The organism is Nocardia sp. NPDC004340 (assembly GCF_053602575.1).
In genome coordinates, this window is sequence record NZ_JBSGDW010000004.1 from 755,268 (window position 1) to 781,446 (window position 26,179).

General features: G+C 67.9%; 23 protein-coding genes. 9 read left to right on the forward strand and 14 right to left on the reverse strand.

The window, feature by feature from the left end:
* Positions 1-4 precede the first annotated feature (4 nt).
* Positions 5-6,148, forward strand: coding sequence for a type I polyketide synthase (locus ACWEOI_RS20125; protein WP_452360559.1), 6,144 nt, complete (start codon positions 5-7; stop codon positions 6,146-6,148).
* Positions 6,149-6,192: 44 nt separating this feature from the next.
* Here the strand turns inward: ACWEOI_RS20125 and ACWEOI_RS20130 are convergent, their stop codons facing one another.
* The 4 genes from ACWEOI_RS20130 to ACWEOI_RS20145 all read right to left on the reverse strand — a co-directional run bounded on the left by ACWEOI_RS20130 (position 6,193) and on the right by ACWEOI_RS20145 (position 10,709).
* Positions 6,193-7,053: a class I SAM-dependent methyltransferase gene (locus ACWEOI_RS20130; RefSeq protein ID WP_452360560.1), complete on the reverse strand. Its 861-nt coding sequence runs from the start codon at positions 7,051-7,053 to the stop codon at positions 6,193-6,195.
* Positions 7,054-7,116: 63 nt separating this feature from the next.
* Positions 7,117-7,875 carry a thioesterase II family protein gene (locus ACWEOI_RS20135; RefSeq protein WP_452360561.1) on the reverse strand — a complete coding sequence of 253 codons (759 nt, stop codon included), beginning with the start codon at positions 7,873-7,875 and terminating at the stop codon, positions 7,117-7,119.
* 26 nt (positions 7,876-7,901) lie between these two features.
* Positions 7,902-9,119: a cytochrome P450 family protein gene (locus ACWEOI_RS20140; RefSeq protein ID WP_452360562.1), complete on the reverse strand. Its 1,218-nt coding sequence runs from the start codon at positions 9,117-9,119 to the stop codon at positions 7,902-7,904.
* 141 nt (positions 9,120-9,260) lie between these two features.
* Positions 9,261-10,709: a cytochrome P450 gene (locus ACWEOI_RS20145; protein WP_452360563.1), complete on the reverse strand. Its 1,449-nt coding sequence runs from the start codon at positions 10,707-10,709 to the stop codon at positions 9,261-9,263.
* A gap of 58 nt (positions 10,710-10,767) precedes the next feature.
* On the opposite strand from ACWEOI_RS20145, the gene ACWEOI_RS20150 reads away from it, so the two are divergent.
* Both ACWEOI_RS20150 and ACWEOI_RS20155 read left to right on the forward strand, forming a co-directional pair.
* Positions 10,768-11,922, forward strand: a complete 1,155-nt coding sequence (locus ACWEOI_RS20150) for an AMP-binding protein (RefSeq protein ID WP_452360564.1) — start codon at positions 10,768-10,770, stop codon at positions 11,920-11,922.
* Positions 11,919-12,593 (forward strand): lysophospholipid acyltransferase family protein, encoded by a 675-nt coding sequence (locus ACWEOI_RS20155; protein ID WP_452360565.1) that lies wholly within the window; start codon positions 11,919-11,921, stop codon positions 12,591-12,593. Before ACWEOI_RS20150 ends, ACWEOI_RS20155 begins: the two co-directional genes overlap by 4 nt.
* A 238-nt stretch (positions 12,594-12,831) precedes the next feature.
* On the opposite strand, the gene ACWEOI_RS20160 is transcribed toward ACWEOI_RS20155, so the two are convergent.
* Positions 12,832-13,065, reverse strand: a complete 234-nt coding sequence (locus tag ACWEOI_RS20160; RefSeq protein WP_379277347.1) for a DUF3039 domain-containing protein — start codon at positions 13,063-13,065, stop codon at positions 12,832-12,834.
* A 79-nt stretch (positions 13,066-13,144) separates the two neighbouring features.
* On the opposite strand from ACWEOI_RS20160, the gene ACWEOI_RS20165 reads away from it, so the two are divergent.
* Positions 13,145-13,612 carry a DUF3099 domain-containing protein gene (locus tag ACWEOI_RS20165; RefSeq protein WP_357093477.1) on the forward strand — a complete coding sequence of 156 codons (468 nt, stop codon included), beginning with the start codon at positions 13,145-13,147 and terminating at the stop codon, positions 13,610-13,612.
* Here the strand turns inward: ACWEOI_RS20165 and ACWEOI_RS20170 are convergent.
* Entirely contained in the window at positions 13,609-14,904 is a 1,296-nt protein-coding gene (locus ACWEOI_RS20170; protein ID WP_452360664.1) for an MFS transporter, read from the reverse strand. The two genes, ACWEOI_RS20165 and ACWEOI_RS20170, sit on opposite strands and share 4 nt — an antisense overlap.
* A 200-nt stretch (positions 14,905-15,104) precedes the next feature.
* Here ACWEOI_RS20170 and ACWEOI_RS20175 point away from each other — a divergent pair, with 200 nt between their 5' ends.
* Both ACWEOI_RS20175 and ACWEOI_RS20180 read left to right on the forward strand, forming a co-directional pair.
* Positions 15,105-16,031 (forward strand): GlxA family transcriptional regulator, encoded by a 927-nt coding sequence (locus ACWEOI_RS20175; RefSeq protein WP_452360665.1) that lies wholly within the window; start codon positions 15,105-15,107, stop codon positions 16,029-16,031.
* Positions 16,028-16,771, forward strand: a complete 744-nt coding sequence (locus tag ACWEOI_RS20180) for a VOC family protein (protein ID WP_433672430.1) — start codon at positions 16,028-16,030, stop codon at positions 16,769-16,771. Before ACWEOI_RS20175 ends, ACWEOI_RS20180 begins: the two co-directional genes overlap by 4 nt.
* A 91-nt stretch (positions 16,772-16,862) precedes the next feature.
* On the opposite strand, the gene ACWEOI_RS20185 is transcribed toward ACWEOI_RS20180, so the two are convergent.
* The 7 genes from ACWEOI_RS20185 to ACWEOI_RS20215 all read right to left on the reverse strand — a co-directional run bounded on the left by ACWEOI_RS20185 (position 16,863) and on the right by ACWEOI_RS20215 (position 21,540).
* Positions 16,863-17,435: a F0F1 ATP synthase subunit B family protein gene (locus tag ACWEOI_RS20185; RefSeq protein ID WP_357093468.1), complete on the reverse strand. Its 573-nt coding sequence runs from the start codon at positions 17,433-17,435 to the stop codon at positions 16,863-16,865.
* Positions 17,432-17,938 carry a F0F1 ATP synthase subunit B gene (locus ACWEOI_RS20190; protein ID WP_404204230.1) on the reverse strand — a complete coding sequence of 169 codons (507 nt, stop codon included), beginning with the start codon at positions 17,936-17,938 and terminating at the stop codon, positions 17,432-17,434. The genes ACWEOI_RS20185 and ACWEOI_RS20190 overlap by 4 nt, the downstream gene beginning before the upstream one ends.
* A gap of 8 nt (positions 17,939-17,946) precedes the next feature.
* Positions 17,947-18,204: a F0F1 ATP synthase subunit C gene (locus tag ACWEOI_RS20195; protein WP_040810042.1), complete on the reverse strand. Its 258-nt coding sequence runs from the start codon at positions 18,202-18,204 to the stop codon at positions 17,947-17,949.
* A 67-nt stretch (positions 18,205-18,271) separates the two neighbouring features.
* On the reverse strand, positions 18,272-19,036 hold the full coding sequence (gene atpB / locus ACWEOI_RS20200) for a F0F1 ATP synthase subunit A (RefSeq protein WP_404204232.1): 765 nt from the start codon (positions 19,034-19,036) through the stop codon (positions 18,272-18,274).
* Complete coding sequence (locus ACWEOI_RS20205; protein ID WP_433672429.1) at positions 19,033-19,344, reverse strand: hypothetical protein; 312 nt, start codon at positions 19,342-19,344, stop codon at positions 19,033-19,035. The genes atpB and ACWEOI_RS20205 overlap by 4 nt, the downstream gene beginning before the upstream one ends.
* 232 nt (positions 19,345-19,576) lie before the next feature.
* Positions 19,577-21,205 carry a sodium:solute symporter family transporter gene (locus ACWEOI_RS20210; protein ID WP_433672428.1) on the reverse strand — a complete coding sequence of 543 codons (1,629 nt, stop codon included), beginning with the start codon at positions 21,203-21,205 and terminating at the stop codon, positions 19,577-19,579.
* Positions 21,202-21,540 (reverse strand): DUF485 domain-containing protein, encoded by a 339-nt coding sequence (locus ACWEOI_RS20215; protein WP_357093453.1) that lies wholly within the window; start codon positions 21,538-21,540, stop codon positions 21,202-21,204. Before ACWEOI_RS20215 ends, ACWEOI_RS20210 begins: the two co-directional genes overlap by 4 nt.
* A gap of 234 nt (positions 21,541-21,774) precedes the next feature.
* On the opposite strand from ACWEOI_RS20215, the gene ACWEOI_RS20220 reads away from it, so the two are divergent.
* The 3 genes from ACWEOI_RS20220 (at position 21,775) to ACWEOI_RS20230 (ending at position 25,313) form a co-directional block, all read left to right on the forward strand.
* Positions 21,775-23,310, forward strand: a complete 1,536-nt coding sequence (locus tag ACWEOI_RS20220) for a DUF7782 domain-containing protein (protein WP_452360566.1) — start codon at positions 21,775-21,777, stop codon at positions 23,308-23,310.
* 437 nt (positions 23,311-23,747) lie between these two features.
* On the forward strand, positions 23,748-24,716 hold the full coding sequence (locus ACWEOI_RS20225; RefSeq protein WP_357093448.1) for a sigma-70 family RNA polymerase sigma factor: 969 nt from the start codon (positions 23,748-23,750) through the stop codon (positions 24,714-24,716).
* 222 nt (positions 24,717-24,938) lie between these two features.
* Complete coding sequence (locus tag ACWEOI_RS20230; RefSeq protein ID WP_433672425.1) at positions 24,939-25,313, forward strand: hypothetical protein; 375 nt, start codon at positions 24,939-24,941, stop codon at positions 25,311-25,313.
* 1 nt (position 25,314) lies between these two features.
* On the opposite strand, the gene ACWEOI_RS20235 is transcribed toward ACWEOI_RS20230, so the two are convergent.
* Positions 25,315-26,127, reverse strand: a complete 813-nt coding sequence (locus tag ACWEOI_RS20235; protein ID WP_433672424.1) for a helix-turn-helix domain-containing protein — start codon at positions 26,125-26,127, stop codon at positions 25,315-25,317.
* Positions 26,128-26,179: the final 52 nt, after the last annotated feature.

Sequence of the window (26,179 nt, forward strand, 5' to 3'; positions counted from 1 at the left end):
CGATATGACGAATTTCGACGAACCGACCGCAAAGCTCGCCGATGCGCTACGGGCCTCACTGAAGGAAACCGATCGGCTGCGGGCCCGCAATCGTCAGCTCGACGCGGCCCTGCGCGAGCCGATCGCGATCGTGGGCATGGCCTGCCGATACCCCGGCGGCGTCGAGTCACCGGAAGACCTGTGGCGACTGGTCTCCGACGGCGTCGACGCCACCACCGACCTCCCCGCCAACCGCGGCTGGGATATCGAACGCATCTACGACCCCACCGGCGAACTGCCCGGCCGTTCCCATACCCGATCCGGCGGATTCCTGCACACCGCAGGCGATTTCGACCCCGCGTTCTTCGGCATCAGCCCGAACGAGGCGGCCACCATGGATCCGCAGCAGTTCCTCCTGCTCGAAACCTCCTGGGAGGCATTCGAACGCGCCGGAATCGACCCGGCGACCCTGCGCGGCAGCGCGACCGGCGTCTGGGTCGGCATGATGTACCACGACTACCCGGCCAACGCGAACGCCGGATCGCTGGCGTCGGGCCGGGTCTCCTACACCTTCGGACTCCAGGGACCGTCGGTCACCGTCGACACCGCATGTTCGTCCTCGCTGGTAGCCATGCATTCGGCCGCCGCCGCACTGCGCTCGGGCGAGTGCGAGCTGGCGCTGGCGGGCGGTGTGACCGTGATGGCGGGCCCGGACACGTTGGTGGAGTTCAGCCGCCAACGCGGACTGGCCATCGACGGCCGCTGCAAGTCCTTCTCCGACAGCGCCGACGGCGTCGGCTGGGCGGAGGGCGCCGGTGTGCTGGTGCTGGAACGACTGTCCGACGCACAGCGCAACGGCCACCGGATTCTCGCCGTGCTGGCCGGTTCGGCGGTGAACTCCGACGGCGCGTCCAATGGGCTGACCGCGCCCAACGGCCCCGCGCAGCGGCGCGTCATCGAGCAGGCGCTGACCAATGCCGGAATCTCCGCCGCCGACGTCGACGCGGTCGAAGGGCACGGCACCGGAACGACGTTGGGCGACCCGATCGAGGCGCAGGCGCTGCTGGCCACCTATGGCCGCGATCGCGGGCCGGAACGGCCGCTGTGGCTCGGGTCGCTGAAGTCGAACATCGGACACGCGCAGGCCGCCGCGGGCGTGGGCGGCGTGATCAAGATGGTGATGGCGATGCGGCACGGAACACTGCCGCGCACCCTGCACGTGGACCGGCCGTCGACCAAGGTCGACTGGTCCGCGGGCGAGGTGCGGCTGCTGACCGAACCGGTGCCGTGGCCGCTGCTCGATCGCCCACGCTGCGCGGGCGTGTCGTCATTCGGCATCAGCGGCACCAACGCACACGTCATCCTCGAACAGGCTCCTGCCCTCGAACAGACGCCCGCCGCCACGACGACCCCGGCCGAGCCCGTGGCGGCGGTCATGCCCTGGGTGCTGTCCGCCGCCAGTGCCCGTGCGCTCGGCGAACAGGCCGTTCGCTTGCGGTCGTATGTCCGCGAAAACGCCGTCGCAGCACACGATGTCGGATACTCCCTGGCCGCCACCCGGGCCACCCTCGGCCATCGAGCGGTGGTCCTCGGCGCCGATCGCGACGAACTGCTTTCGGGTATCGAGGCATTGGGGCGCGGAGACTCCGTACCCGGTGTGGTGTCGGGACGCGCGGCTTCGGGTTCGACGGGGTTCGTCTTCTCGGGTCAGGGTGCGCAGTGGGCCGGGATGGCCGAGCAACTGCGTACGCACCCGGTTTTCGCGGCAACGTTCGACAAGGTCGTCGCCGAGCTGAATCCGCTTCTCGACCAGCCGGTTTCGCTTGAGGAGGCGTTGACCGCGACGGATCTGATCAACCGGACGGTCTTCGCGCAAGCCGGACTGTTCGCCTTCGAGGTCGCACTGTATCGCCTGCTCGAGGCGTGGGGCCTCCGCCCCAACCTGGTGGCGGGCCACTCGATCGGCGAGATCGCCGCCGCGCACATCGCCGGAGTGCTGTCGCTCTCGGACGCCTGCACCTTGGTGGCCGCGCGTGGCCGGTTGATGCAAGCGCTCCCCGCGGGTGGCGCGATGGTCGCGGTAGGAGCGCCGGAATCCGCCGTGGCCGCACTGTTGACCGACGGCGTATCGATCGCGGCGGTGAACAGCCCCACCTCGGTGGTGGTCTCCGGCGTCGAGACCGAAGTCGACGCGCTGATCGAGGTGTTCACCGAGAAGTCGTGGCGGACAAGCCGTCTACGGGTGTCGCACGCTTTCCATTCCGGATTGATGGATCCGATGTCGGCGGAGTTCGCCACGGTGGTCGAGGGCTTGAGCTTCGCCCGGCCGACCATTCCGCTGGTATCGACCGTGACCGGCGCTCGGGTGACCGATGAGATGTCGGACCCCGCGTACTGGGTGCGTCAGGTCCGCGCCACGGTGCGGTTCGCCGACGCGGTGACCACGATGGCGGACGCGGGTGTGGTGCGCTTCGCGGAGATCGGGCCGGACGCGGTCCTCACGCCGATGGTGGCGGGCACCGTGGACGCCGAAGGCGCCGTCGCGGTCGCGGTGGCGCGCCGTGAGGAGGCCTCGCCCGCCACGGTGACGGTCGCGGTCGCCAAGTTGTTCGTGTCGGGCGCCGAGGTGGATTGGCCCGCGTTCCATCCCGGCGCGCAACCGATCGACCTGCCCACCTACGCGTTTCAACGCGAGCGGTTCTGGCTCGATGCGAAGCGGTATCTGTCGACGACGTGGCTGGCCGCCGAAGCCGATGCCGCGGGATTGGATCCCGTCTCGCATCCCCTGCTGGGAGCGGTTGTCCCGCAGCCCGATTCGGGTGGGGTGAGCTTCGTCGGCCGATGGTCGGTGGACACGATCGGATGGTTGGCCGATCACAGCGTGCTCGGTACGGCACTGCTACCGGGCACCGGTTTCATCGAGTTGGCCACCCATGTGGGCGGATTGCTCGGTCACGCGCGAGTGGACGAGCTGATCCTGCACGCGCCGTTGACACTGCCCGCCCGCGACGGAGTCTCGGTACAGGTGGTGGTCGGCGCGGCGAATGATTCCGGTCGACGGCGCATCACGATTCACTCGCGCCAGCCGGATGCCGTCGCGTGGACGTTGCACGCGGAGGGCGACCTCACCGCCGACGACGTCCGGCCCGATTTCGATCTCGCCGTCTGGCCGCCGCTCGACGCCGAGGCGATCGACATCGCCGACGCGTACACCGAGATGCTGGATGCCGGGTACGGATACGGCCCCTGTTTCCAGGGCATGCGGGCGATGTGGCGACGCGGCGAGCACGGCGCCGATGGTCACGAGCTGTTCGCCGAGGTGGCCCTGCCGGATCCGGAGGCCGCCGAAGGCTATGGCCTCCACCCCGCACTGTTCGACGCGGCGATGCACGCCCTCATCGTGGATCGAATGCGCGTCAACGGCAGCGACGCGCCCGCACTGCCGTTCAGCTGGCGTGGCGTCGCACTGCACGCGGCCGGATGCAGTGCCGCCCGGGTCCGAATCCGGGTGCACGACAACCGTTTCACGCTGTGGCTGGCCGACAGCACCGGCAGCCCGGTGTTGTCGGTCGACTCGCTCGACACCCGTCAGGTGTCCGCGGACCGACTGCGCGCCGACCGGGCGGCCGATGCCTTGTTCACGGTGGAGTGGATCGCCGCGACATCGGTCGCCGCCGGTTCGGCCGCCCCGGCCCGCACAGCGGTCATCGGCGCGCCGGGTTCGGCGGAGGTACCCGGCTACCCCGATCTCACGATGCTGATCGCCGAACTCGACGCAGCCGCCGAAGCTGTTGTCCCCGAGCTCGTATTGCTCCATTGCGCCGATACCGGCGACGCGTCGTCGCACGCCGCGCGCGAGGCATTGAACGGCGTGCTGGACACAGTTCAACAATGGCTGGGAGACCCTCGGTTCGCCGAGGCCCGCCTGGTGATCCTGACCAGCGACGCGGTAACCACCAGTGAGTACGAGCAGGTGCGCCCGGCGCAGGCGCCGGTCTGGGGTTTGGTGCGCGCGGCCCAGGCCGAACATCCGCACCGGTTCCAGCTCTTGGACCTCGATGGTGCCGCCGACCACGATCCGGCCGCTGTCGTCACCGCCGCCGCGGCCCTGGCGATGGAGCCGGAGGGCGCGCTGCGCGGCGCGAAAATCCTGGTGCCGCGCCTGGTTCCGCATCAGGTCACCGAAACGAACCGCGAGCCGGTCGAGCCGTTGGACACCGGCACCGTGCTGATCACCGGCGGCACCGGTGGGCTGGGTGCGCTGTTCGCCCGGCACCTGGTCACCGAATACGGTGCGCGGCGGCTGGTGCTGACGTCCCGGCGAGGGCCGCAAGCTCCCGGCGCCGACGCGTTGTGCGCCCAGTTGACCGAACTCGGTGCGCAGGTGACTGTCGCCGCCTGCGACGTCTCCGATCGAGACGCGTTGAAAGCACTGCTCGACGAGATCGGGTCCGAGCACCCGCTGACCGGTGTCGTGCACGCGGCAGGCGTCGCCGACAACGGCCTGATCGAATCGATGACGAGCGGCCGCATCGATGCCGTGTTCGCGCCCAAAGCCGACGCCGCGTGGCATCTGCACGAGCTCACGAGTGACCAGCCGCTGTCGCTGTTCGTCCTGGTGGCCTCCGCCGGTGGGTTGGTGCTGGCCGCCAGGCAGGCCAACTACGCGGCGGCCAACGTGTACCTCGACGCCCTCGCCACCTACCGCCGGGCGGCCGGGTGGACGGCCACGTCGATCGACTACAGCCTGTGGGAACGAAAGACCGGTCTGGGCACGGAACTGTCGGACGAGGATTTCGAACGGATGCGGCGACAGGGCTTTCCGGCGCTGTCCGAATCCGACGGACTGGCGCTGTTCGATGCCGCCGTGACCTCCGGCATCGCCCAGGTGGCCGCGCTACCTGTCGACCGGGCCGTGCTCCGCACGCGAGCCGAGCACGCACCGGCCCTGGTCCGCGGGCTGGTACCGATCTCGGCACAGCGCGAGAAGCCGTCACCGCTGCTGGATCTGGTCGGCCTGCCCTCCGCCGAGCGGCTTCCGCTGCTCGTGGAGTTCGTGCGCAAGCAGGCTGCCGCGACGCTCGGCTACGCGGATGTCGACCTCATCGAGGTCGACAATGTGTTCGGCGAAATGGGATTCGACTCGATCACCGCGGTCGAATTCCGCAACGCGCTGCGCGACGCTACCGGCGTGCAGTTGCCCGGCACCCTCGTCTTCGACTATCCGACGCCCCAGATTCTCGCCAAACAACTGGACGAGAAATTGGCCGAAGGCGCGGGCGCCCTCGCGAACGCTGTCAACGCGGCCGCCGAACGAGATCGCCAGGAGGGTGTCGCCGACGACTCGCTGTACGGAATGTTCCGCACCGCGGTGGGGCGGGAACAGTATTCGGTCGCCTTCCTGCTCCTGCACCTGGCTGCACAGATGCGTGACCAGTTCACCGCCAACGACGAGCTGAACGTCGAACCGGAGCTCATCCGATTGACCGACGGCGCCGCCACGCCGCGCATCATCTGCATCGCCCCGCCGATGGCGGCCGGCGGTGTGCGCCAATACGCCAGAATGGCAAGCAAACTGCGGACCGCCCGTGACGTGGTCGGCCTCGCACCGATGGGGTCCCACGCGGGCCAGCCGGTGCCCACCGACTACGCCGCGGCCACCAAGGCGTTGCTCCAGCCCATCCTCGACGCCGCCGAGGGCCTGCCGTTCATCCTGTTCGGGTACTCCTCCGGCGGGGTCCTGGCCTACAGCGTCGCCGAACGGCTGGAAGCTCTCGGCGGACCCGCGCCGACGGGAGTGGTGCTGGTGGACAGCTACCGGGTGGGCGAGGGCGAAGGCAGTGAGTGGATTCTCAAGCCGGTCGCCGAGAACATGGTGACCAACGAGGCCGCCTTCGATCGATTCGACCCCGCCCGGTTGACCGCCATGGGCCAGTACATTCAGGTGCTCCGCGGCATCGCGCCCGGGAAGATCACCGCGCCCACCCTGTTCCTCCAGTGCGCACAGCGGATTCCCGGAGTCCCCGAGGACTTCATGGCGTGGCAGGCCCAGCCGTGGGACGAGAGCCATCGCGTGGTCCAGGTGGATGCCAACCACTTCGCCATGCTGCACGAGGGCTCGGATCAGGTCGCCGCGGCGGTCGACGATTGGCTGGAAGGGCTGGAGTGAGATTCGGCCGGGAGGGCGATCGCCCTCCCGGCTGATCTATCCGATCATGCGCCGGTATAGGTGAGCCGAACCGCCGCACACCACGGAATCCGCTTGGTGCCGAACGGAATCCGAGGGCCGACGGGCGCGAAGGCGAGCGACCACAGCAGCGGAGGCAACCGGCGGAATCGGGCTGCCATACGGAACAATCCGACTACCTCGTCCGCGGTCCAACCCGCGTCGGCGAAGAATCGCAGCGGTTCGAGCGGCCCGAATTTCCAGGGTGAATTCTCGAGTAGCTTCTCGTTCGTTCGGTTGAACCGATCGACCACAGGCTTGTTGTTCACATCCATGATCCACCAGTTGATTTCGGGCCGCGCCAATGCCGCGGCCAATCCCGAGACCTCGCCTTCGGACAGGTAGTACACCAGTCCCTCGGTCAATACGAGCGCCTTCTTCGCACCCTCGAGCGCCTGATCCAGGAACTGGTCGCGCGCATTCGGGTCCGCGAGATCGACCGCGGCGCGAGTGAGAACACAGCGGGGGGTCTCACTTTCCAGCAGACGGTTCTTCTCGGCGATCAAATCCGGGAAATCGGCTTCGATCCAGCGGAGATCGGCGGGCAGCTCGAGACGATACGGCCGCGCATCCAGACCCGCCGCCATGTTGATGACCAGATCGCAGCCCTCGGCGAGGGTTTCGGTGATCAGATCATCGATGACTCTGGTTCTCGTGACCAAGTTCCAGCCGGCCAGCGCATTGCGTGGTTCATTCGCGACGATGGCCTTGCCGGTTTCGCCGGCGAGCCGCTCCGCGAGCGGGTCGTGAAAGAGCGCATCGGTACGGGCGGATTCGATCGCGCGATACGCGGCCACCCAGTGGGCGGTGTCCGAAACATTCGAAATGGGTCCAGCGGTTTCAGCCATAGTTGTAGTCTCGCACAACAATTCGCGGCGGGTACGACGGGAGAGCGGCGTCGACCGGCACCGCTACTTCGAGGATGCGCGGGCGCTCTGATCGCGAATCAGGTCGGCCACACCGTGCGCGTTGGCATCGATGTAGAAGTGGCCGCCCGGAAACGACGTCTGCGTGAAAGGCCCGGTGGTATGCGGCTGCCACTCTTTCAGGTCGGCATCGCTGGTGGCGGGATCGCTGTCGCCGACCAGCGCCACGAGCGGACACTCCACCGTGGCGCCCGGTGCGCACGCGTAGGTTTCGATCGCGCGGTAGTCACTTCTCGTGACCGACAGAATGATCGACCGAAAATCGGGATCCTCCAGCAGCGCCGCGGGAGTGCCACCGAAGTCCAACAGGTGCCGGATCAATTCCTGATCGCTGTACCGGTGCACAACGTGAGAACTCTTCCGCGCCGGTGAGATTCGACCCGATACGAACAATGCGGCCGGCCGCATCGCCTGGTCCTGTTCGAGACGACGGCAGGTCTCGAACGCCACCGCCGCACCCATGCTGTGACCGAACAGCGAGTAGCCCGCGGTCCGCGGAATCAGTTCGCGAATTTCGGGCAGCACGCCCTCGACAAGGTCGGCGACACTTCCGAGTAACGGTTCGCGCCGGCGATCCTGGCGCCCGGGGTATTGCACACCGAGCACACGGAATCGCGGTCCCAGCGTTCTGGCCAGCGGCCCGTAGGAAATAGCCGATCCACCGGCGTGGGGAAAGCAGATCAGAGTATGGGCGCCATCCTCCGATCCGGCGGACAAGCTACGCAACCAGCTGGCGTTTCCCATGGGACCTCTCGACGAATCGGTGAATGTCATTGCAGCAGAACGGGGACCGACTGATGACCGTTGGAGACGAAGCTGCCCAGCGGCCGGAGCTCGGCGGGGTCCACCGCCAATCGCATGGTCGGAAACCGCTCGAACAGGGCCGGGAGTGCGATCGCCGCCTCGAGCCGGGCCAAGGGCGCACCGAGACAATGGTGCGCGCCGTACCCGAAGGCGATGTGCTCCTTGTTCGCCCGGTGCACGTCGAAATCCCCCGCGGTGTCACCGTGAACTCCCGGGTCCCGGCTCGCGGCCCCGTAGGAGGCGAGGATTGCCTCGCCCGCGACGATCCGAACACCGGCGATCTCGATATCCTCGACCGCGTATCGCAGGGGCAGATGCGTGATCGGCGGCTGGTATCGCAGCGCTTCCTCGATCACCTCCGACCAGGGCACCCGGCCGGCGAGTACGTCGGCCCGCTGTTCCGGATTGGTCAGCAAAGCGACGATCGCCTGGTCGAGCAGGTTGACCGTGGTCTCGTGACCGGCATTGATCACTAGGATCAAGGTGTCGATCACTTCCTTCTGCGTCAGCCGGTCGGAGTCCTCGTCGACGGCCGAGATCAGCGCACTCGTAATGTCGTCGCCGGGGTGGCCGCGCCGGTAGAAGATCAGTTGCCCCATGAGCGAAACCATTTTGAGGACATTGGCCTTGGACTGCGCCGGCGTGAAGGAAGTGTCGAAGAACCCGTCGACGCACGCATTGATCTTGGCATCCAGATGCTTTGGTACGCCGAGCAATTCACCGATGACCTGGATCGGCACCGGGTACGCGTAGGTGGGCCGCAAGTCGACGACCTCACCCGTCGGAATGGCATCCAGCCGCTTCAGCAGTCCATCGACAATGGCTTCGATTCCCGGGCGCATCAGGGTGGTACGACGATTGGTGAACGCCGGGGCCACGAGCTTGCGGAGGCGGCGGTGCTGGGGGCCGTAAGCGGTGAACATGTTCTCCGCAATCACCCACGGGTGCAACGGCCACCGCTGATCGATCTCCCCGTTCTTGTAGGCCGTCCAGTGCTGGCGTGGATCCTTCGACACCCGGGGATCGGCTAGAAGTTCTTTCAGCACAGCCGCATCGGTGACCGCCCAGGCCGATACCCCACCGGGCAACCCCACCAACGAGACCGGTCCGCGCAGGCGAATCCGCTCGTTCTCAGCCTGAACATCGGCGCCCGTCGGATCCAGCACAATCGCTTCAGTATTCAAGGACCAACTCCTGAGCCGCGGGGCCGAACCCCGTACTGCCTCAATCTTGTTCCAGCGGAGGACATGCGGGGCCGACCCGCCTCACCGACACCACGTCGATGGGGGTCGTTGTCGCATTACAGCGAAACTTACCACCCAGTATCAAAGAGACTTCAGCCGAACGGGCATGTGTGAGTAACCGCGCAGAGTGGACAGCCGGCGGCGAGTCGGCTCGCCGTCGAGGCGGATGTCGGGGAAGCGTTCGAAGAGAGCGGGCAAGGCCTGCAGGATCTCCAGTCGCGTCAGGCTCGCGCCGATGCAACCGTGCATGCCGGTGCCGAAGGAGAGGTGTTCCTTGGCATTGGGCCGGGTGACGTCGAAGCGGTGCGGGTCAGGGAATTTGGCGGGATCGCGGTTGGCGCCCGCCAGCGAGACGACGAGTGACTTTCCCGGCACGAGGGGAACACCGCCGTCGAATTCCACCGGTTCCAGGACGCGACGGGCCGTCATCTGGACCGACGTGTCGAAGCGCAGCATTTCCTCGATCGCCAGCGGCCAGCGTTCGGGCTCGGCGCGCAGGAGATCGAGTTGATCGGGGTGGGACAACAGCAGCGGGACGGCATTGCCGAGCAGGTTCATGGTGGTCTCGAAACCCGCACCCATCAGCACGTTCGCGCTGGCCAGCAATTCGGTGGTGTTCAGGTCGCCGGTGGAGACCAGGAGACTGAAGATGTCGTCGCCCGGTTCACGGCGCAACTTCTCGATGTGGGCGGCCAGGTAGTCCCGCATCGCCCCGGTCGCGGCCATGGCGCGACGGTGGGCCTGCCAGGAAATTCCGACATCCAGCAGCGGAGCGACGTGGCTCCCCCAGCGCAGGAACAGCGGGCGATCGGCCGCCGGGAAGCCCATAATTTCCGCGATGACGGCGATTGGCACCTGCGCGGCGAAATCCGCCATCAGGTCCACGGATTCGTGCGCGGCCATCGCATCGAGCAGCTCCGCGGTGACCTCGCGGACCCGATCGCCCAGGCGGGCGACGGCGCGGGGCGTGAAGGCGGAGGCGACGGGTTTGCGCATCCGTCCGTGCTCCGGCGGGTCCTGCGCGAACATGGACGGCGGCTCGATCGGGTTGGGCGGCAGCACAACTCGTTCGGCGTAGCGGCGCAACGGGAACGGCACGGCCGGGTCGATCGGAAGGCGCACCCCGAATCGCCTGTCGCGCAGGATTTCCCGGCACAGCTCATATTCGAAGACCGCATAACCGGCGCGCGTGACCCGCACCCCGCCGTCGCCACGCAGCTGATCGATCAGCGAGTACGGGTCATCGTAGCCTTCGTCCCCACTCATCAGCCGCGCGAACGGATCTCCCATGCCGCGCAGCGCGAGAAACCCCAGCCGCGGCAACCCATGCTCCGCCGCCCACCTGACCGCGTACCTCGCGTTCATCAAAACCCCTGTGCCGTCACGAAAACCGCGAGCGCCAACGCCTCGCGATCTCAATATAGGCCGCCGGGGGCCTCCTGAACCCTGATTATCATCGCGTTCGCTGTGCGCAAGCCGCGGTGGGGTCATCGACCCGAGTTCTACCCCCTGGATGTGGCACTCCAGCACCTGGGGGCCACGCCGTTCTCGGTCTACAACACCTCCCTCCCCCGAGCAGATCAACTACGTGCTCTCCGACTCCGGGGCCGAGATCGTGGTCTGTGAACAGCAATTCGCGCAGATCCTGCACAAGGGCGCGGTCGGCACCGCGGCCAAATCCATCGTGTGCATCGACGGAAATCCGGAGGGCACCGTCGCGCTCGACGAGGTGCGAGTGCTGGGCAACCAGGTCACCACCGTCGCCGACCGCACCGAATTCGCCGCCGCGCTCACCGATGTGCGACCGACCATCATGGGCGCGGTACCGCAGGTATGGCAGAAGCTGAAGGCCGCCATCGACGCGAGGCCGGCCGAATCCACCGGTGCCAGAGGCATTCTCGCGCGCTGGGCGATCGAGGTCGGTCGCGCCGCCTCCGACGCCCGCCTCGACGGGCGCGCCGTGTCGCCGCTGACCGGTGCGGGCGAGCGGATCGCCGACCTGATGGTGCTGTCCAAGCTCCGGGCCGCCGTGGGACTCGACCAGGTGCGACTGGCCCTGTCCGGGGCCGCACCCATCTCCCCCGATGTGCTCCGCTTCTTCAACGGCGTCGGCATCCCGGTCTCCGACGCGTGGGGCATGTCCGAACTCGCGGGCATGGCCACCATGAGCCCACCCGGCCAGGTCCGCCTCGGCACCGCCGGAAAGATCGTGCCCGGCAGCGACATCCGCATCGACGACGACGGTGAGATCCTCGTCCGCGGGCCCATTGTCATGAAGGGCTACCTCAACAAGCCCGAGGCGACCGGCCAGGCCGTGGCCATCGGCGACAACCGCAAATACAGCGTCGCCCTGATCTCCCTCGACCCCGACGCGGCCGCCACCCACGCCGCCCGCACCGGCCTGACCCCCGACGCCGCCGCCCTGGCCGCCGACCCCGGCATCCACGACCTCGTCCGAGCCGCCGTCACCCAGGCCAACGCCAAGCTCTCCCGAGTCGAACAGATCAAAACCTTCGCCATCGTCCCCGACTACTGGCACCCCGGCACCGACGTCCTGACACCCACTATGAAACTGCGCCGCAAACCCATCAACACCGATACGCCGAGACCATCGAATCCCTCTACGAGCAACCATAGGGCTAACCTGAGTTGGTGGCAGGTGCAGAGCGGCCCCATGTGGTTCTCGCCAACTGGGATGCGGTGTACGACTACTACCGGGATCATCGGCCGAATCGGTGGGTGACCCGGGGAGCGTACGCGCTGTTGGCTCGGCGGTTCGTGCCGCGGGTGGCATATGCGCCCGGGGCTCGCGACTCGTTGCGCACGCTGATCCGCAAGGATCGCCGCCCGCTGCTGATCGTGATGAATCACCTGTCCGAACTGGACCCCTACACGGTGAGCGCCGCCGCCTCGCGCAGTGAACTGCGGCCGGTGATCGGCCGCACCCGCGTGCTGGGCAAGGACGAGCTCTTCACCACGAGCATGCGCAACAAGCTCGACATGATGGGCGGTATGCCGGTGTTCCGGGGTACCGATCACGGTTCGGACGCGGTCGGAGCGAGCAGCAACCGCCTGCTCGACACCTGCGCGGAACGCATGGCCCGCGGCGACAGCATCGCCCTCTTCCCGGAGGGCACCGTCAACAACTCCCCCGACCTGTCCCGCCTACTACCCCTCAACGCCGGCGTCGGCCAGATCGCCCACCGCGCCCGCCGACTCGGCGCGAACCCCGCCCTGGTCACGCTTGGCCTCAGCTACGGCCCGCACGCAAACCCCAGCAAAGACCAAGTACGTTCGGCCAGTTTCCATTTCGGACCGCCGGTCCGCACCCTGCCGGGTGAACCAGCCGAAATCACCACCCTGGTGCAACAAGAACTGCAGAACGCGGTAGACCACGCGTTCCAAGCATGGTGATCACGAATGAATCCTGACACGGCGGCCGGATCCCAGCGCCGCGGGGCGGCGCAGTTCACATTCGACCGCCGGTACGATCCGGTCGCGGGCGGCTGTGCTGCCGATCCAGCATCCACCCACCGATGGGGAAGGACTCGACCCCAGCGGACAGCACCCGAACCGGCTGAAAGTGGCACCCGAAGTGGCACACCGGGAGGCCTAGCCCAGCAGCTCCCAACCCGCTGACCAGAGGAAACGGTCAGTCTTTCTTCATCTGCTCGTAGACGCGCTTGCAGTCCGGGCAGACCGGTGAGCCGGGCTTGGCGGAACGGGTCACCGGGAAGACCTCGCCACACAGGGCCACGACGTGGGTGCCCATGACGGCGCTCTCGGCGATCTTGTTCTTCTTGACGTAGTGGAAGACCTTGGGGGTGTCGTTGTCGGTCGAGTTGTCGGTGGTCTCTTCCGGACGGACCAGGGTGTCTGTGCTCACGGCATCAATCATGCCAGGTCGGCCCTTCCGGGGGCGGGCGGCGTGTGCATCCGACGCGCTGTAGTGGAAGACTCGGGGTATGCAGCGTGACGGCGAATCCCAGGCCGACGGCAGTAGCGGCGCGGGTCGCCCGGACGTCGAGTTCCACCCCGCCGGTTCGATCCCGAAACCGCCCCCGCCCTCCCAGGGGTACTTCCCGGGTGAGGGGAAACAGCATCCTGCCCTGATCACCGAGGCGCAGACCTCGCTCGAACAGCAGCATCGGGACCGGGTGCGGCGGTACATCACCATCATGGCGTTCCGCATTCCCTGCCTGATCGGCGCGGCGGCCGCCTACGGGCTGTGGCACAGCTGGTGGGTATCGCTGCTGATCATCGGCGTCTCGGTGCCGCTGCCGTGGATCGCGGTCCTCATCGCCAACGACCGCCCGCCCCGCACCAGCGACGAACCGAGCCGCTGGGACGGGCGACGGAATCAGACCGCGCTGGAATCGGGAACGCACAAGTCCGTCGAAGGCTGGCCCAACTCGCAGGGCTCGCAGGGTTAGCTCCCCGCGATCGCCCCGGCCTTCCGGTCCACGGGGATCGCCGCGGACAACAGGGCCGCGAGACCGCACAGCGCGCCGGCGACGAACCAGGCCGTCGTATAGCTGCCCTGCACGTCCCGGATCACGCCCGCGCCGAAAGCGGCCAGCGCCGAACCGATCTGGTGTGAGGCGAACACCCAGCCGAACGCGACCGGACCGTCCTCGCCGAAGTGCTTACGGCACAGCGCGACCGTCGGCGGCACGGTGGCGATCCAGTCCAGGCCGTAGAAGATGATGAACGCCCACATGCTCGGCTGCACGTCCGGACCGAACAGCACCGGCAGGAACAGCAGCGAGACCCCGCGCAGCGTGTAGTAGGCGACCAGCAGATAGCGCGAGTCCAGGCGGTCGGTGAGCCAGCCCGAGGCGATGGTGCCCGCGACATCGAACGCGCCCACCACGGCCAGCAGCCCGGCGGCGGTGGTCGCGGGCATGCCGTGATCGTGGGCGGCGCTCACGAAATGCGTGCCGATCAGGCCGTTGGTCGACGCCCCGCAGATGGCGAAACCGCCCGCCAGCATCCAGAACACCGGCTTGCGGACGATGGCCGCCAGCACCGTGAGCGCCCGCGCCGCACCACCGGGAGCCGTGGTCCGCACCCCGACCGCGCTGCCCGGCTCGGCGCCGTAGGCGCGCACGCCGACATCGCTGGGGAAGTCGCGGATGAACAGCAGCACCAGCGGAACCACCGCCAAGGCCGCCACCGACACCACGGTCGACGGCGTGCGCCAGCCGTGATCGCGGGCCAAGCTCGCGATCAACGGCAGGAAGATCAGCTGCCCGGTCGCTCCCGCCGCGGTCAGCACACCGGTGACCAGGCCGCGCTGCTTCACGAACCAGCGGCCGGTGATGGTGGCCACGAACGGCATGGACATCGACCCGACCCCGACGCCCACCAGCAGGCCCCAGGTCACCATGAGCTGCCACGGCCGGGTCATGAACACCGTCAACCCCGCCCCGGCCGCGATCAGCACCAGCGCGCACGCCACCACCCGGCGGATGCCGAACCGGTCCATGAGCGCCGCCGCGAACGGCGAGATCAGTCCGTACAGCAGCACATTCACCGAGACCGCGGCCCCGATCGTGCCGTGCGACCAGCCGAATTCCTGATGCAGCGGATCCATGAGCACGCCGGGCACCGAGCGGAAGCCGGCCGCGCCCAGCAGCGCCACGAACCCGACCGCGGCGACGATCCACGCCGGATGCGGGCCCCGCCGTGCCCGCCCCCGCGGAGCTGCCAACGCACCGTCCAACGAGCCTGTGCCCGACGGCGATTCCACGTCGAGGCGGTCCCTGAGTTCACTCACCGATCGAGCGTGACCGAAATCCCCTACCGGCACGAGTGGCCTGAATGCCACAATGCGTCAAGATCAAGCCAACCGTGAGGGGAGACACCGTGCAGGCACCTCAGCTCGTCGCCGTCCTGGTCCTGGAACCCACCGTCGGCTTCGACATGACCATTCCGTCCATGGTGCTCGGCGCCGCCACCGGCGAGGACGGCGAACCGCTCTACGACGTGCGCATCTGCGGCCTCGGTGACGGCGGCATCACGGCGGTCGGCGGGTACACGGTCATCCCGGAGCACGGCCCGGAACTGCTCGCGCTCGCCGACACCGTGATCGTGCCCGGCACCCGCATCCCCGGGCCGCGCCAGGACGGCACGCTGCCGCCCGCGCTCGCCGACGCCCTCGCCACCATCCGCCCCGACGCGCGCATCGTGTCCATCTGCACGGGAGCGTTCGTACTGGGCGCGGCGGGACTGCTCGACGGCCACCGCGCCACCACGCACTGGCGCTTCGCCGACCAGTTCCGCGCCCTGTATCCGCGGGTCACCCTCGACGAGAACCAGTTGTTCGTGCAGGACGGAAACCTGTGGTCCTCCGCCGGACTGGCGGCCGGAATCGACCTGTGCCTGCACCTGATCCGCACCGACCACGGCACCGCCGCCGCCAATGGCGCGGCCCGCTACTGCGTGGTGCCGCCGTGGCGTGAAGGCGGCCAATCGCAGTTCATCGAACGACAGGTCCCCGAGGCGGGCAGCGACGGCACCGCGCCCACCCGCCGCTGGGCGCTGCACCACCTCGACGACGAACTGGACCTGAACGCCCTCGCCGCGCACGCGCATATGAGCGTGCGCACCTTCACCCGCCGCTTCAAGGCCGAGACCGGCATGGCTCCGGGCGCGTGGATCCTGCAGCAGCGCGTCCGCCACGCCCGGCATCTGCTCGAGACCACCGACCTGCCCGTCGACGAGGTGGCGCGCAACGCGGGCCTGGGCACCTCCGCCTCACTGCGCCATCACATGCGTTCCGAACTGGGCGTGCCGCCGTTGACCTACCGTAAGACCTTCCGCAAGCGCGAAACTCTGGAGACAGCATGACCATTCGCTGGGTATGGGCCTTTCTCGACCGGCCCGCCGCGGAATTCGACGACTGCGCCGAATTCTGGACCCGAGTCACCGCCACCACCCGGTCGGCGCCGCGCGGCGAACACGACGAATTCCTCACGCTGCTCCCGGATTCCGGCGCGCCCACGCTCAAGATGCAGTCCACCGGCGGACCCGGCCGCATCCACCTCGACCTCGACGTCGACAATGTCGTGGCCGCCACCGAACGCGCCGAACAGCTCGGCGCCACCCTCGACGGCGACTACATCCTCACCGAACGCATCGGCTACGCCGTGCTGCGCTCCCCCGCCGGAATGCCGTTCTGCTTCACTCCGTTCCGCGACGCCACCGGGCCGCTCACGCCCACCGTCACCGGGCCGTCCGGCGACCGCAGCCGGCTGGATCAGATCTGCCTCGACATCGGCGCGAGCGACTACGACACCGAATCCCGCTTCTGGACCGAGCTGACCGGGTGGGCCTGGAAACCCGCCAGCCTGCCCGAGTTCTCCCGCCTTTCGGCCCGTCCCGGCCTCCCCCTCGATCTCCTGTTGCAGCGTCTCGGCGAGGACCGCCCCACCTCCGCGCACCCCGATATCGCGTGCACCGATATCGAAGCCACCGCCGCCTGGCACGAGGAGCTCGGCGCGCGCCGCGTCGAGCAGGGCAAGCACTGGCTCGTCATGGCCGACCCGTCGGGCTCGGCCTACTGCCTGACCAGTCGCCAACCGGCATGAACGAGCCCGGCACCCCGGATCGGATCCGGGGTGCCGGGCTCGAGCTCGGGCAGGGTTCGGGAATCCCCGAGAGCCCTACCGAGAGTTGGTGTTATTTCCGCTCGGTCTGCGGCTGACGCCGCGCCTCACCGGAATTGGCCAGCGCCTCCAGATCTTCGAGGAACCTCTCGATGCTGTCGGCACGGGACTGCGGTGATCCGATCTGCTCGCGCACCTTCTCCTCGGTGAGCGCGAGCATGGCGGCCGCCAGATCCTGTTCCAGATCCCGGATCATCTGCCTGCGGTACTGCAGGATCTGATCGCGGCCCTGCTTGCGGACCCGTTCCACCTCGGCCGCCGCGGCCTCGCGCATCTGGAGAATGATGCGGTCGGCGTCGGCGCGGGCCTCCTCGCGCATGCGCTCGAGTTCGGCCTGGGCCTCGGCGACGGCATTGTCGTAGGCGGCTTTGGCGGTGGCCAGCCGATCGGCCGCCGCCTCGCTCTCCTCCAGTTGCCGGCGGATCTGGTCCTGAGCGTTGTTCATGATCTTCTTCACCGGTGGCACAACGTATTTCATGATGAACCACACGATGACGGCGAAGCCGAACAGCTGACTGAGGAAGACGGGCCAATCGAAGGTGATGTTGTAAATACCCTCGGCGAGATGGGTATCGGTGAGGATCATGCAGACCCCCGTCCTCTCTGCTGGCCCGCACTGGTCCGGGCACGATCGTTCCCGCCCAGGACCCGGCCGGCCAGGTCCTGAGCGAGTGGTTCGACGGCTTCGCGTAGTTCGGCGGCGACCTGGTCGGCCTCGGCGCGCAGGTGCGCCGTGGACTCGGCCACGATCTGGTCGGCCTCTTTCTGGGCCTCGCCGCGCATTCCCTCGAGGATTGCCCGCCCCTCGGCCCGGGCCTGGTTGCGGATGTCGGCCGCTTCCAGTCGGGCCTGCTCGAGGGCTGCCTCGTAGCGCGCTTCGGCTTCGGCGAAGGTTTCGCTGGCTTCCTTGGCGGTCGCCGTCGTGACCTCGACACGTGCCTCCCGCTCCGCCAGCACCTTTCGGATCGGCGGAACCACGAAGAACCAGATGACTGCCAGCACGATCAGGAAGATCAATAACTCGGCCACGAAGGTGCCGTTGGGAACCAGGAAGTTCCCCGCGGCCTCCACATCCGTTCTGGGAGACATGATGACGTCTACTTACCGGGAGTAGCGAATACGAACAGTGCCATGAACGCTAGATTGATGAAGTAGGCCGCTTCGACCAGACCAACGGTCAGGAAGAAGTTCACGCGCAAGCGGCCTTCCGCCTCCGGCTGCCGGGTGACGCCGTTGATCAACGCCGCGCCGGCCAGACCGTCACCGATGCCCGCACCGATGGCACCGCCCGCCAGAATGATGCCGCCGCCGATGAGGGCGCCTTGAACGATACTCGCGGTTGCTGGGTCTGCCATTGTTCACTTCCTTGTTTTGAAAAATAGCTGCACCCAAATGGGTGCAACGCCGAACAGCCGAAGCCGCTCAGTGGTTTTCACTCTCCAGCGACATCGACTGGCTGAAGTAGAGAATGGTCAGCAGGGCGAAGATGAATGCCTGAATCGCTCCGACGAACAGGTCGAAGAGTTTCCAGACGGCATTCGGTCCCCAGCTGATCCAGAACGGGAACAACGTGATCACCGAAACCATGACGCCGCCCGCGAACATGTTGCCGAAAAGTCGCAAGGACAGCGACAGCGGCTTGGCGATTTCCTCGACCACATTGATGAAAACCATGGGGCCCCAGCCGGTGTGGCCCTTCAGCAACTGTTTCGCGTGCCCGCCCGGCCCGCGCCGCCACGCGCCCGCGGCGTGATAGAGCAGGAAGACGAACAGCGCGAGCGCCAGCGTGAAGTTGAAGTCCGACGCCGGCGGCGCGATCAATTCGCCCGAACCGTACTGAACGGGCAAAACCGACAACCAGTTCGACAGCAGGATGAACGTGAACAGCGTGACCGCGAGCGGCAGCACGAACGGCGCGACCGTCATCCCGATGGCGGTCTCCACCTGGGAGCGCATCTGGACGGTGATGGTCTCGAAGAACAGCTGCACCCCGTTGGGCACGCCCGAGGTGATCTTCACCCGCAGGTAGAAGGCCAGCCCCAGCACGATCAGCGCGGCCACCGCGGTGGACACGATGGTGTCGACATTGAAGGTCATGCCCAGCAGGTGCGCCTGGGCGTGATCGCCGACGTGGATCTTGGCCTCCCCCGAGGATTCCTCGGCGGCCAGTATCGCGTAGATGCTCATGACTGCTGTCGAAGTCCTTTCACCTCGGGCAGAGCCGTATGGAGAACCAGAATCAGCTGAAAGACCGCCAGTCCGAAGAAGATTCCGACGCCGTAGGGACGGGTCAGGAATGCCACCAGAATCGACAGCCCGGTCAGGATGATCAATCGAGACGCCGAGGACAGCGCCAATTTCTGTTTGCTGGGAGTTTCCGCATCAGTGATGCGCACGATGGACATCCACGTGAGCCGGGCATTAACCCAGCCGAGCGTCAGACCGGTAGCCATGAAAACACCCAGCAACAATCGATCCAACGCACCTGTGACCATCAATGCCAGTACACCGAAAGCGATTGCAATTGCAGTCGCTCTCCGCATCCGGAGCCTGTTGAGGTCCAATACGACACCGCCTCGCCGTCATCCCACCTCGTAGTGGGGCCGTGCATGATCAATAGCATACACAGCCCAACCTCGTTGCGGGGCAGTATTTTTGATCTTCAAATTGTTGATCTTGAAATTCTGAAACGCTTTTCAGCGAACTTTCCGCCAATTAATTCGGACATCAGTGTTGCACAGCCTTTTCCGCTCCGATGCCGGTCAGCGACCGCACCTGCATCTCGGCGTACTTGCCGTCGTCGTGTTCCTTGGACAGCACGGTTCCCAGCCAGCCCAGAGCGAACGAAACCGGGATGGACACCAGACCCGGGTTGGCGAGCGGGAACCAGTGGAAGTCATGGGATTTGATCATGGCGGTGGGCGCTCCGGAGACCGCCGGGGAGAACACGATCAGCACGATGGTGACCGCCAGTCCGCCGTAGATGCTCCACAGCGCGCCGGCGGTATTGAAGCGCCGCCAGAACAGTGAATACAAAATGGTCGGTAGGTTTGCTGAGGCGGCCACCGCGAAGGCCAGCGCCACCAGGAACGCCACATTCTGATTCTTCGCCAGAATGCCGCCCACGATCGCCAGCGCGCCGATCACCACCGCGGTGATCCGCGCGACCCGCACCTCGCTGTTCCTACCCTCCCCCGTATCGCCGTCACCACGGCCGCGCTTGATCACATTGGCGTACACGTCGTGCGCGAACGACGCCGACGCGGTGATGGTCAGCCCCGCGACCACCGCCAGAATCGTCGCGAACGCCACGGCCGCAACGAATCCCAGCAGCACCGGCCCGCCCAGCTCCAATGCCAGCAGCGGCGCGGCGGCATTCTCCTTGCCCGGCGCCTTGGCGATCTTCTCCGGCCCCACCAGCGCGCCCGCACCGTAGCCGAGCACCAGGGTGAACAGATAGAAGACGCCGATCAGCCCGATCGCCCACACCACCGAGCGGCGCGCCTCCTTCGCCGTCGGCACCGTGTAGAACCGCATCAGCACGTGCGGCAGCCCGGCGGTGCCCAGCACCAGAGCCAGTGCGAGCGAGAGGAAGTCGAGCTTGCTGGTACCGGTCTTGCCGTACTTCGCGCCCGGCTCCAGCAGCTTCGCGCCGGTCTTGCCACCGTGGTTGACCGCGTCCTGCAACAGGCTGGAGAAGTTGAAGTCGTAGCGGCCCAGCACCCACACGGTCATGGCGGCGGCCGCGCCGATGAGCAGCACCGCCTTCACGATCTGCACCCAGGTGGTGCCCTTCATACCGCCGACGAGCACGTAGACGATCATGATCGCGCCGACCACGGCGATCACGAGATTCTGTCCCGCCGAACCGGATACACCCAGCAGCAGCGAGATCAGCACGCCCGCGCCCGCCATCTGCGCGAGCAGATAGAACAGACTCACCGCCAGCGTCGAGGTGGCCGCCGCGGCCCGCACCGGGCGCTGCCGCATCCGGAAGGCCAGCACGTCGCCGAGCGTGAATTTGCCCGTGTTGCGCAGCAACTCGGCCACCAGCAGCAACGCCACCAGCCAGGCCACCAGGAAGCCGATGGAATAGAGGAACCCGTCGTAGCCGTACAGCGCGATCGCCCCGGCGATGCCGAGGAAGCTGGCGGCCGACAGGTAGTCGCCGGAGATGGCGATGCCGTTCTGCGGGCCGGAGAAGGCGCGCCCCGCGGCGTAATAGTCAGCGGCCGTGCGGTTGTCGCGGCTGGCCCACACCACGATGCCCAGGGTGATGGCCACGAAGATCGCGAAGATGGTGATGTTGAGGCCGGGACGGCTGCCCTCGACGGCGGCGGCCAGATAGGTGGTCATCGGGTCGGCCCTTCCAGTTCGGCGCGGATCCCCTCGGCGATCGGGTCGAGGGTGCGGTCGGCGTAGCGGACGTAGAGGCCGGTGATGACGAAGGTCGAGACGAACTGCAGCAGGCCGAAGATCAGGCCGACGGTGATATTGCCGCCAACCTTGTGCGACATGAAGCCGTGCGCGTAGTCGGCGAGCAGCACGTAGAGCGCGTACCAGGCCAGGAACAGGGCGGTCATGGGGAAGACGAAGCGGCGGAAGCGACGCCGCAGGCTCTGGAACTCGGGGCTGTCGAAGACCTGTGGCCAGTCGGGATCCGGTCCGCCGGTCTGGGTTTCAGTTGTCAACTGCGATACCTCCTGGTGATGCCGGTCACAGTAGCAACGAAAGTGGTTGCAACAAGGGCGAATAACCGCAGGTGAGATCATGAATTCATCGGCAAGTGAGCCGGGATTCGGAAGGTTCCGCGGCCAGCAACCAACCGGTTTCCTTGGGTCCGAGCGACCCGATCCCCGGGCTCGGACGCCCGCAACCGGGCCCACTGCCGGATGCCCACAGGTAGCGGTGGCAGAGTTCCGGTCATGCCGACGAATCGCTCCGTCACCCCGCGCTTGACGACCACTTCGTCCCTGCTCGCCGACCTCGCGCCCGACCTACGCGCGGCGCTGACCCGCGTCCGCTACAACGCGGACACCCTGCTCGAGGCGCTGGGCGACACCGCCCACGCCGCCCTCGGCCGCGGCGAACCCGTCCCGGTCCGCCGGGCCGCCGCCGCCCTCGGCGAGCTCGGCACCCTGGTACGGCTGTTGCTGCTCGGCGATCCGGTCCCCGAACGCGAAGCGGCAGCGGCCCTTTCGCCCGTCGACCTGGACCACGCCGTCGCCGCCGGGCTGATCGAGCGCGACGGCGGCGAGATCCGCGCCGCCCTGGACCTGCGTCCCCTCGACCTCGGCCACGGCACCCGCTGGGTGCTGTCGGACCTCGACGACTCCATGCGGCGGCGGGCCCTCGACGCCGACCACGTGCTCGGCGTGGGCCAGGCCTCACTGTCACTGCTGCGCGCCACCCCGACCGCCGCCACCGGCACCGTCCTCGACCTCGGCACCGGCTGCGGCGTCCAGGCCGTGCACGCCGCCTCCTACGGCCGCCGCGTCACCGGCACCGACGTGAACAAGCGGGCCATCTGGCTGGCCGAGGCCACCGCCGCGCTCAACGACCTCGATATCGAGCTGCTGGAAGGCTCCTGGTTCGAGCCCGTCGCGGGCCGCCGCTTCGACCAGGTGGTCGCCAATCCCCCGTTCGTCGTGGGCCCCGCCCGCGTCGAGCACACCTACCGCGACTCCGGCCTCGCCCTCGACGGCGCCAGCGAACTCGTCATCTCCGGCATCCCGGAGCTGCTCAACCCCGGCGGCACCGCCGCACTGCTGGCGTCCTGGGTCCATCGGGAAGGCCAGGACTGGCGCGGCCGGGTCGCGAGCTGGCTGCCCGACGAGGGCATCGACGCCTGGATCGTGCAGCGCGATATCGCCGACCCCGCCCTCTATGTCGGGACCTGGCTGCGCGATGCCGGATTGGACCCGCGCGAGCCCGCCGCCCAGGCCCGCGCCGAACGCTGGCTCGACGCCTTCCGGGAATCCGAGGTGGAGGGCATCGGCTTCGGCTTCGTCTATCTCCGCGCCATCGACGGCCCCACCGAACTGCTCGCCGAGGACCTCACCCACGGCTTCGACGACCCGCTCGGGCCCGAGTCGCTGGCCTACTTCGAGCGCTCGGCCTGGCTGCGCGCCGCGGCCGCCGACCCGGACCTGATCCTCGACTCGCGCTACCGGGTCGATCCCGCCGCCGCGCTCGAGCGCGTCTATCTCCCCGGCGACGAGGGCTGGGCGCAGGCCGTGGCCCGGCTGCACCGCGGCGACGGGCCGCGCTGGCAGCACGAGGTCGACGACACCACGGCCGCGCTGCTGGCCGGGATGCGGCCCGACGGGCTCCCGCTGCGGGAACTGGTCGACCTGCTGGCCTTCGGCGAGACCGGCGACGCGGCGACCCCGGATTTCGAGACCGCCGCCATGACCGTGGTCGCCGGGCTGGTCCGGCACGGGCTCGTGCATCCGAACTGAACCCCTCGATCCACCCCGCGACGGCCGCCGGACTCCCCGGCGGCCGTCGGCGTTTCCGCAGGAAACCCGCACTGACCGGCGGTGAGGTCCGTCACGATCGAATGTCGCGCGGATACCGATCCGGTCGGGGCGGGGAATGCGCTCGAACCCCGTTTCGTTCTATCGCGTACTCGCTTCACGACGCCCCCGGCAAGGGCCGTTCACACGTATTCGATTGCGGCATCGCGAAGTTCGAGTCCGGCGGCGGCAACCACCCGGTCACCGAGGGCCCGTTCGCCGGCGGCCCGTGTTCCCGGCGATCCGCGCTTCTCAGGAACTTCTCAGCCGTGCACCGTAAAAACCGCAGCTCAGGTGCGGTTTACACCGGCTCCGGCGGGGAACTTTCCTGAAGTCGGGCCCGTTGTACGGAGCGAGACACCACCGACAGGAGGCAAGTCATGACAAGCCCCGCCACCACTGACGTGCGCACCAGCGAACAAGACCTCGATGCCGCAAGCCCCGCCGCCGACCTGGTACGCGTGTACCTGAACGGGATCGGCAAGACGGCGCTGCTCACGGCGGCCGACGAGGTCGAGCTGGCCAAGCGCATCGAGGCGGGCCTCTACGCTCAGCACCTGCTGGAGACGAGCAAGCGTCTGTCCGCCGCGAAGAAGAAGGATCTGGCGATCCTGGTTCGCGAGGGTCAGGCCGCCCGCCAGCACCTGCTGGAAGCCAACCTCCGCCTCGTGGTCTCGCTGGCCAAGCGCTACACCGGTCGTGGCATGCCGCTGCTGGACCTCATCCAGGAAGGCAACCTGGGTCTGATCCGCGCGATGGAGAAGTTCGACTACACCAAGGGCTTCAAGTTCTCGACCTACGCGACCTGGTGGATCCGGCAGGCCATCACCCGCGGCATGGCGGATCAGTCCCGCACCATCCGCCTCCCCGTCCACCTGGTCGAACAGGTGAACAAGCTGGCCCGCATCAAGCGTGAGCTGCACCAGCAGCTGGGCCGCGAGGCGACCGACGCGGAACTCTCGCGCGAATCCGGCATTCCGGTCGACAAGATCGCCGATCTGCTCGACCACAGCCGCGACCCGGTGTCGCTGGACATGCCGGTCGGCAATGACGAAGAGGCCCCGCTGGGCGACTTCATCGAGGACTCCGAGGCCACCTCCGCCGAGAGCGCGGTCATCGCCGGTCTGCTGCACCGCGACGTGCGCGTCGTGCTCGCCACCCTGGACGAGCGCGAACAGCAGGTCATCCGGCTGCGCTACGGCCTCGACGACGGCCAGCCGCGCACCCTCGACCAGATCGGCAAGCTCTTCGGGCTCTCCCGCGAGCGGGTCCGCCAGATCGAGCGTGAGGTCATGTCCAAGCTCCGCAAGGGCGAGCGCGCCGACCGCCTGCGCGCCTACGCCAGCTAGTCCCGCAGTTCCGACCTCGTGGAGCCGGTCCCCCTGCCCGGCTCCACACCGGTCATCGGGCCATCTCGAGGCGCTGGCCCGATTTCGCCGGCCGATTCGCTCCCCTGGACGTCCCCTCCGGGCGAGCCGAGTCGGCCGGCGTTTCCGTGTCCGGACCCCGTCGACACGCGGGGCTAGTGGGATTGCGGGGCACCGGCTCTCAGGGATGGGAATCTGTCGCCCGTGACCGATTCGCTGACGATGATTGCCATCGACACCCTGTCGCAGCAGGTGAACACCTATGCGAGCCAGGTCGCCGGTGAGCCGCTCCCGCCGGTGAGCTGGATGTGGGACTGCCGCGCGCGGCTGGACCCCACCGGCGCGGAGGCCGAGTTCTTCGGCACCGTCCACCCCGATCTGCCCGCCGCCGAATCGAATATCCAGTTGGTGACCTGGGCGCGGGCACTCGCCCTCACCGACTCCACCGAGATGCGCGACGCCGCCGCGGGCCGGCGCGTCTTCACCGGCAGCCTCGGCAACTCCCGCATCCGGCTGACCGCGTTCATCGAAATGCCGTGGACCACAAGCGAAACCCAGCCGTTGATCGCCCTGCGATGACCTAGCGCCGGGTCAGCGCCTGGCACGGCGTCGGGGCCGGGATGTCGCCGCGGAAGTAGGCGGTCGGCGCGACACCCATGAGCGAGCGGAAATCGGCGCTCAGGTGGGACTGGTCGTAGTAGCCCGAGGAGTGTGCCAGATCCGACCACGGGGTATTGCCGCCCGCCGCGATCACCTGACGCAGCCGGGTGATGCGTGCGTAGTGCTTGGGAGACACGCCGATTCCGGCGGTGAACAGGTTGCGGAGCTGGCGTTCGGAGACCGCCAGACCGGTCGCGAGCTCGCCGACCGGTGCGGTGGTGTCCATGGCGGTCACCGCCGAATTCAGGAGTCGGCGGTGGTCGCGGCGCACCGGATCCTCGGTGACCCGGTGCGGGAGTTCGGCTTCCAGGAAGGCCGTCACCTCGTCCGGGTCGAGCTCCAGCAGCACGTCGGCCAGCTCGGCCGCCGGGCCGGGCAGCGCCGACAGCAGGGTGACCCGATCGGTCAACTCGGCCGCCGGGACGCCGAGCAGCGGCTGGGCGGCGCCGGGGGCCAGCCGGATACGGGTGCAGCCCGCGGGCCGCTCCGGGTGGGCGTAGGTGGCGCGGGTGCGCGGGCCCAGCACCCAGGCGTCGCGGCGGCCGGATGCCTCACGGCGCAACACGATCGAGGTGGCGGCCAGCGGCAGGTGACTGAAGGCGACCGGTCCGGGATCGGTGGTCGGGATGTGGGCGATCTCGGCGATCCAGGGGCGCAGACCGGCGGACGGCGCGGTGCGGCGCTCGAGGTCCTCGGCGGACACGACGGAGGCCAGGGTTTGCGCGGTGGTCACCGAATCCACTCTAGGCAGCCTCGGCCGATCCGGCTGTGCCGGTTTTTCCTAT

What these genes read in the sequence shown, in the direction of transcription:
- ACWEOI_RS20125 (WP_452360559.1), top strand. Translation starts at nt 5, where the DNA reads ATGACGAATTTCGACGAACCGACCGCAAAGCTCGCCGATGCGCTACGG.
- ACWEOI_RS20130 (WP_452360560.1), bottom strand. Translation starts at nt 7,053, where the DNA reads ATGGCTGAAACCGCTGGACCCATTTCGAATGTTTCGGACACCGCCCAC.
- ACWEOI_RS20135 (WP_452360561.1), bottom strand. Translation starts at nt 7,875, where the DNA reads ATGGGAAACGCCAGCTGGTTGCGTAGCTTGTCCGCCGGATCGGAGGAT.
- ACWEOI_RS20165 (WP_357093477.1), top strand. Translation starts at nt 13,145, where the DNA reads ATGCAGCGTGACGGCGAATCCCAGGCCGACGGCAGTAGCGGCGCGGGT.
- ACWEOI_RS20175 (WP_452360665.1), top strand. Translation starts at nt 15,105, where the DNA reads ATGACCATTCCGTCCATGGTGCTCGGCGCCGCCACCGGCGAGGACGGC.
- ACWEOI_RS20180 (WP_433672430.1), top strand. Translation starts at nt 16,028, where the DNA reads ATGACCATTCGCTGGGTATGGGCCTTTCTCGACCGGCCCGCCGCGGAA.
- ACWEOI_RS20185 (WP_357093468.1), bottom strand. Translation starts at nt 17,435, where the DNA reads ATGATCCTCACCGATACCCATCTCGCCGAGGGTATTTACAACATCACC.
- ACWEOI_RS20190 (WP_404204230.1), bottom strand. Translation starts at nt 17,938, where the DNA reads ATGTCTCCCAGAACGGATGTGGAGGCCGCGGGGAACTTCCTGGTTCCC.
- ACWEOI_RS20195 (WP_040810042.1), bottom strand. Translation starts at nt 18,204, where the DNA reads ATGGCAGACCCAGCAACCGCGAGTATCGTTCAAGGCGCCCTCATCGGC.
- atpB (WP_404204232.1), bottom strand. Translation starts at nt 19,036, where the DNA reads ATGAGCATCTACGCGATACTGGCCGCCGAGGAATCCTCGGGGGAGGCC.
- ACWEOI_RS20205 (WP_433672429.1), bottom strand. Translation starts at nt 19,344, where the DNA reads ATGGTCACAGGTGCGTTGGATCGATTGTTGCTGGGTGTTTTCATGGCT.
- ACWEOI_RS20210 (WP_433672428.1), bottom strand. Translation starts at nt 21,205, where the DNA reads ATGACCACCTATCTGGCCGCCGCCGTCGAGGGCAGCCGTCCCGGCCTC.
- ACWEOI_RS20220 (WP_452360566.1), top strand. Translation starts at nt 21,775, where the DNA reads ATGCCGACGAATCGCTCCGTCACCCCGCGCTTGACGACCACTTCGTCC.
- ACWEOI_RS20225 (WP_357093448.1), top strand. Translation starts at nt 23,748, where the DNA reads ATGACAAGCCCCGCCACCACTGACGTGCGCACCAGCGAACAAGACCTC.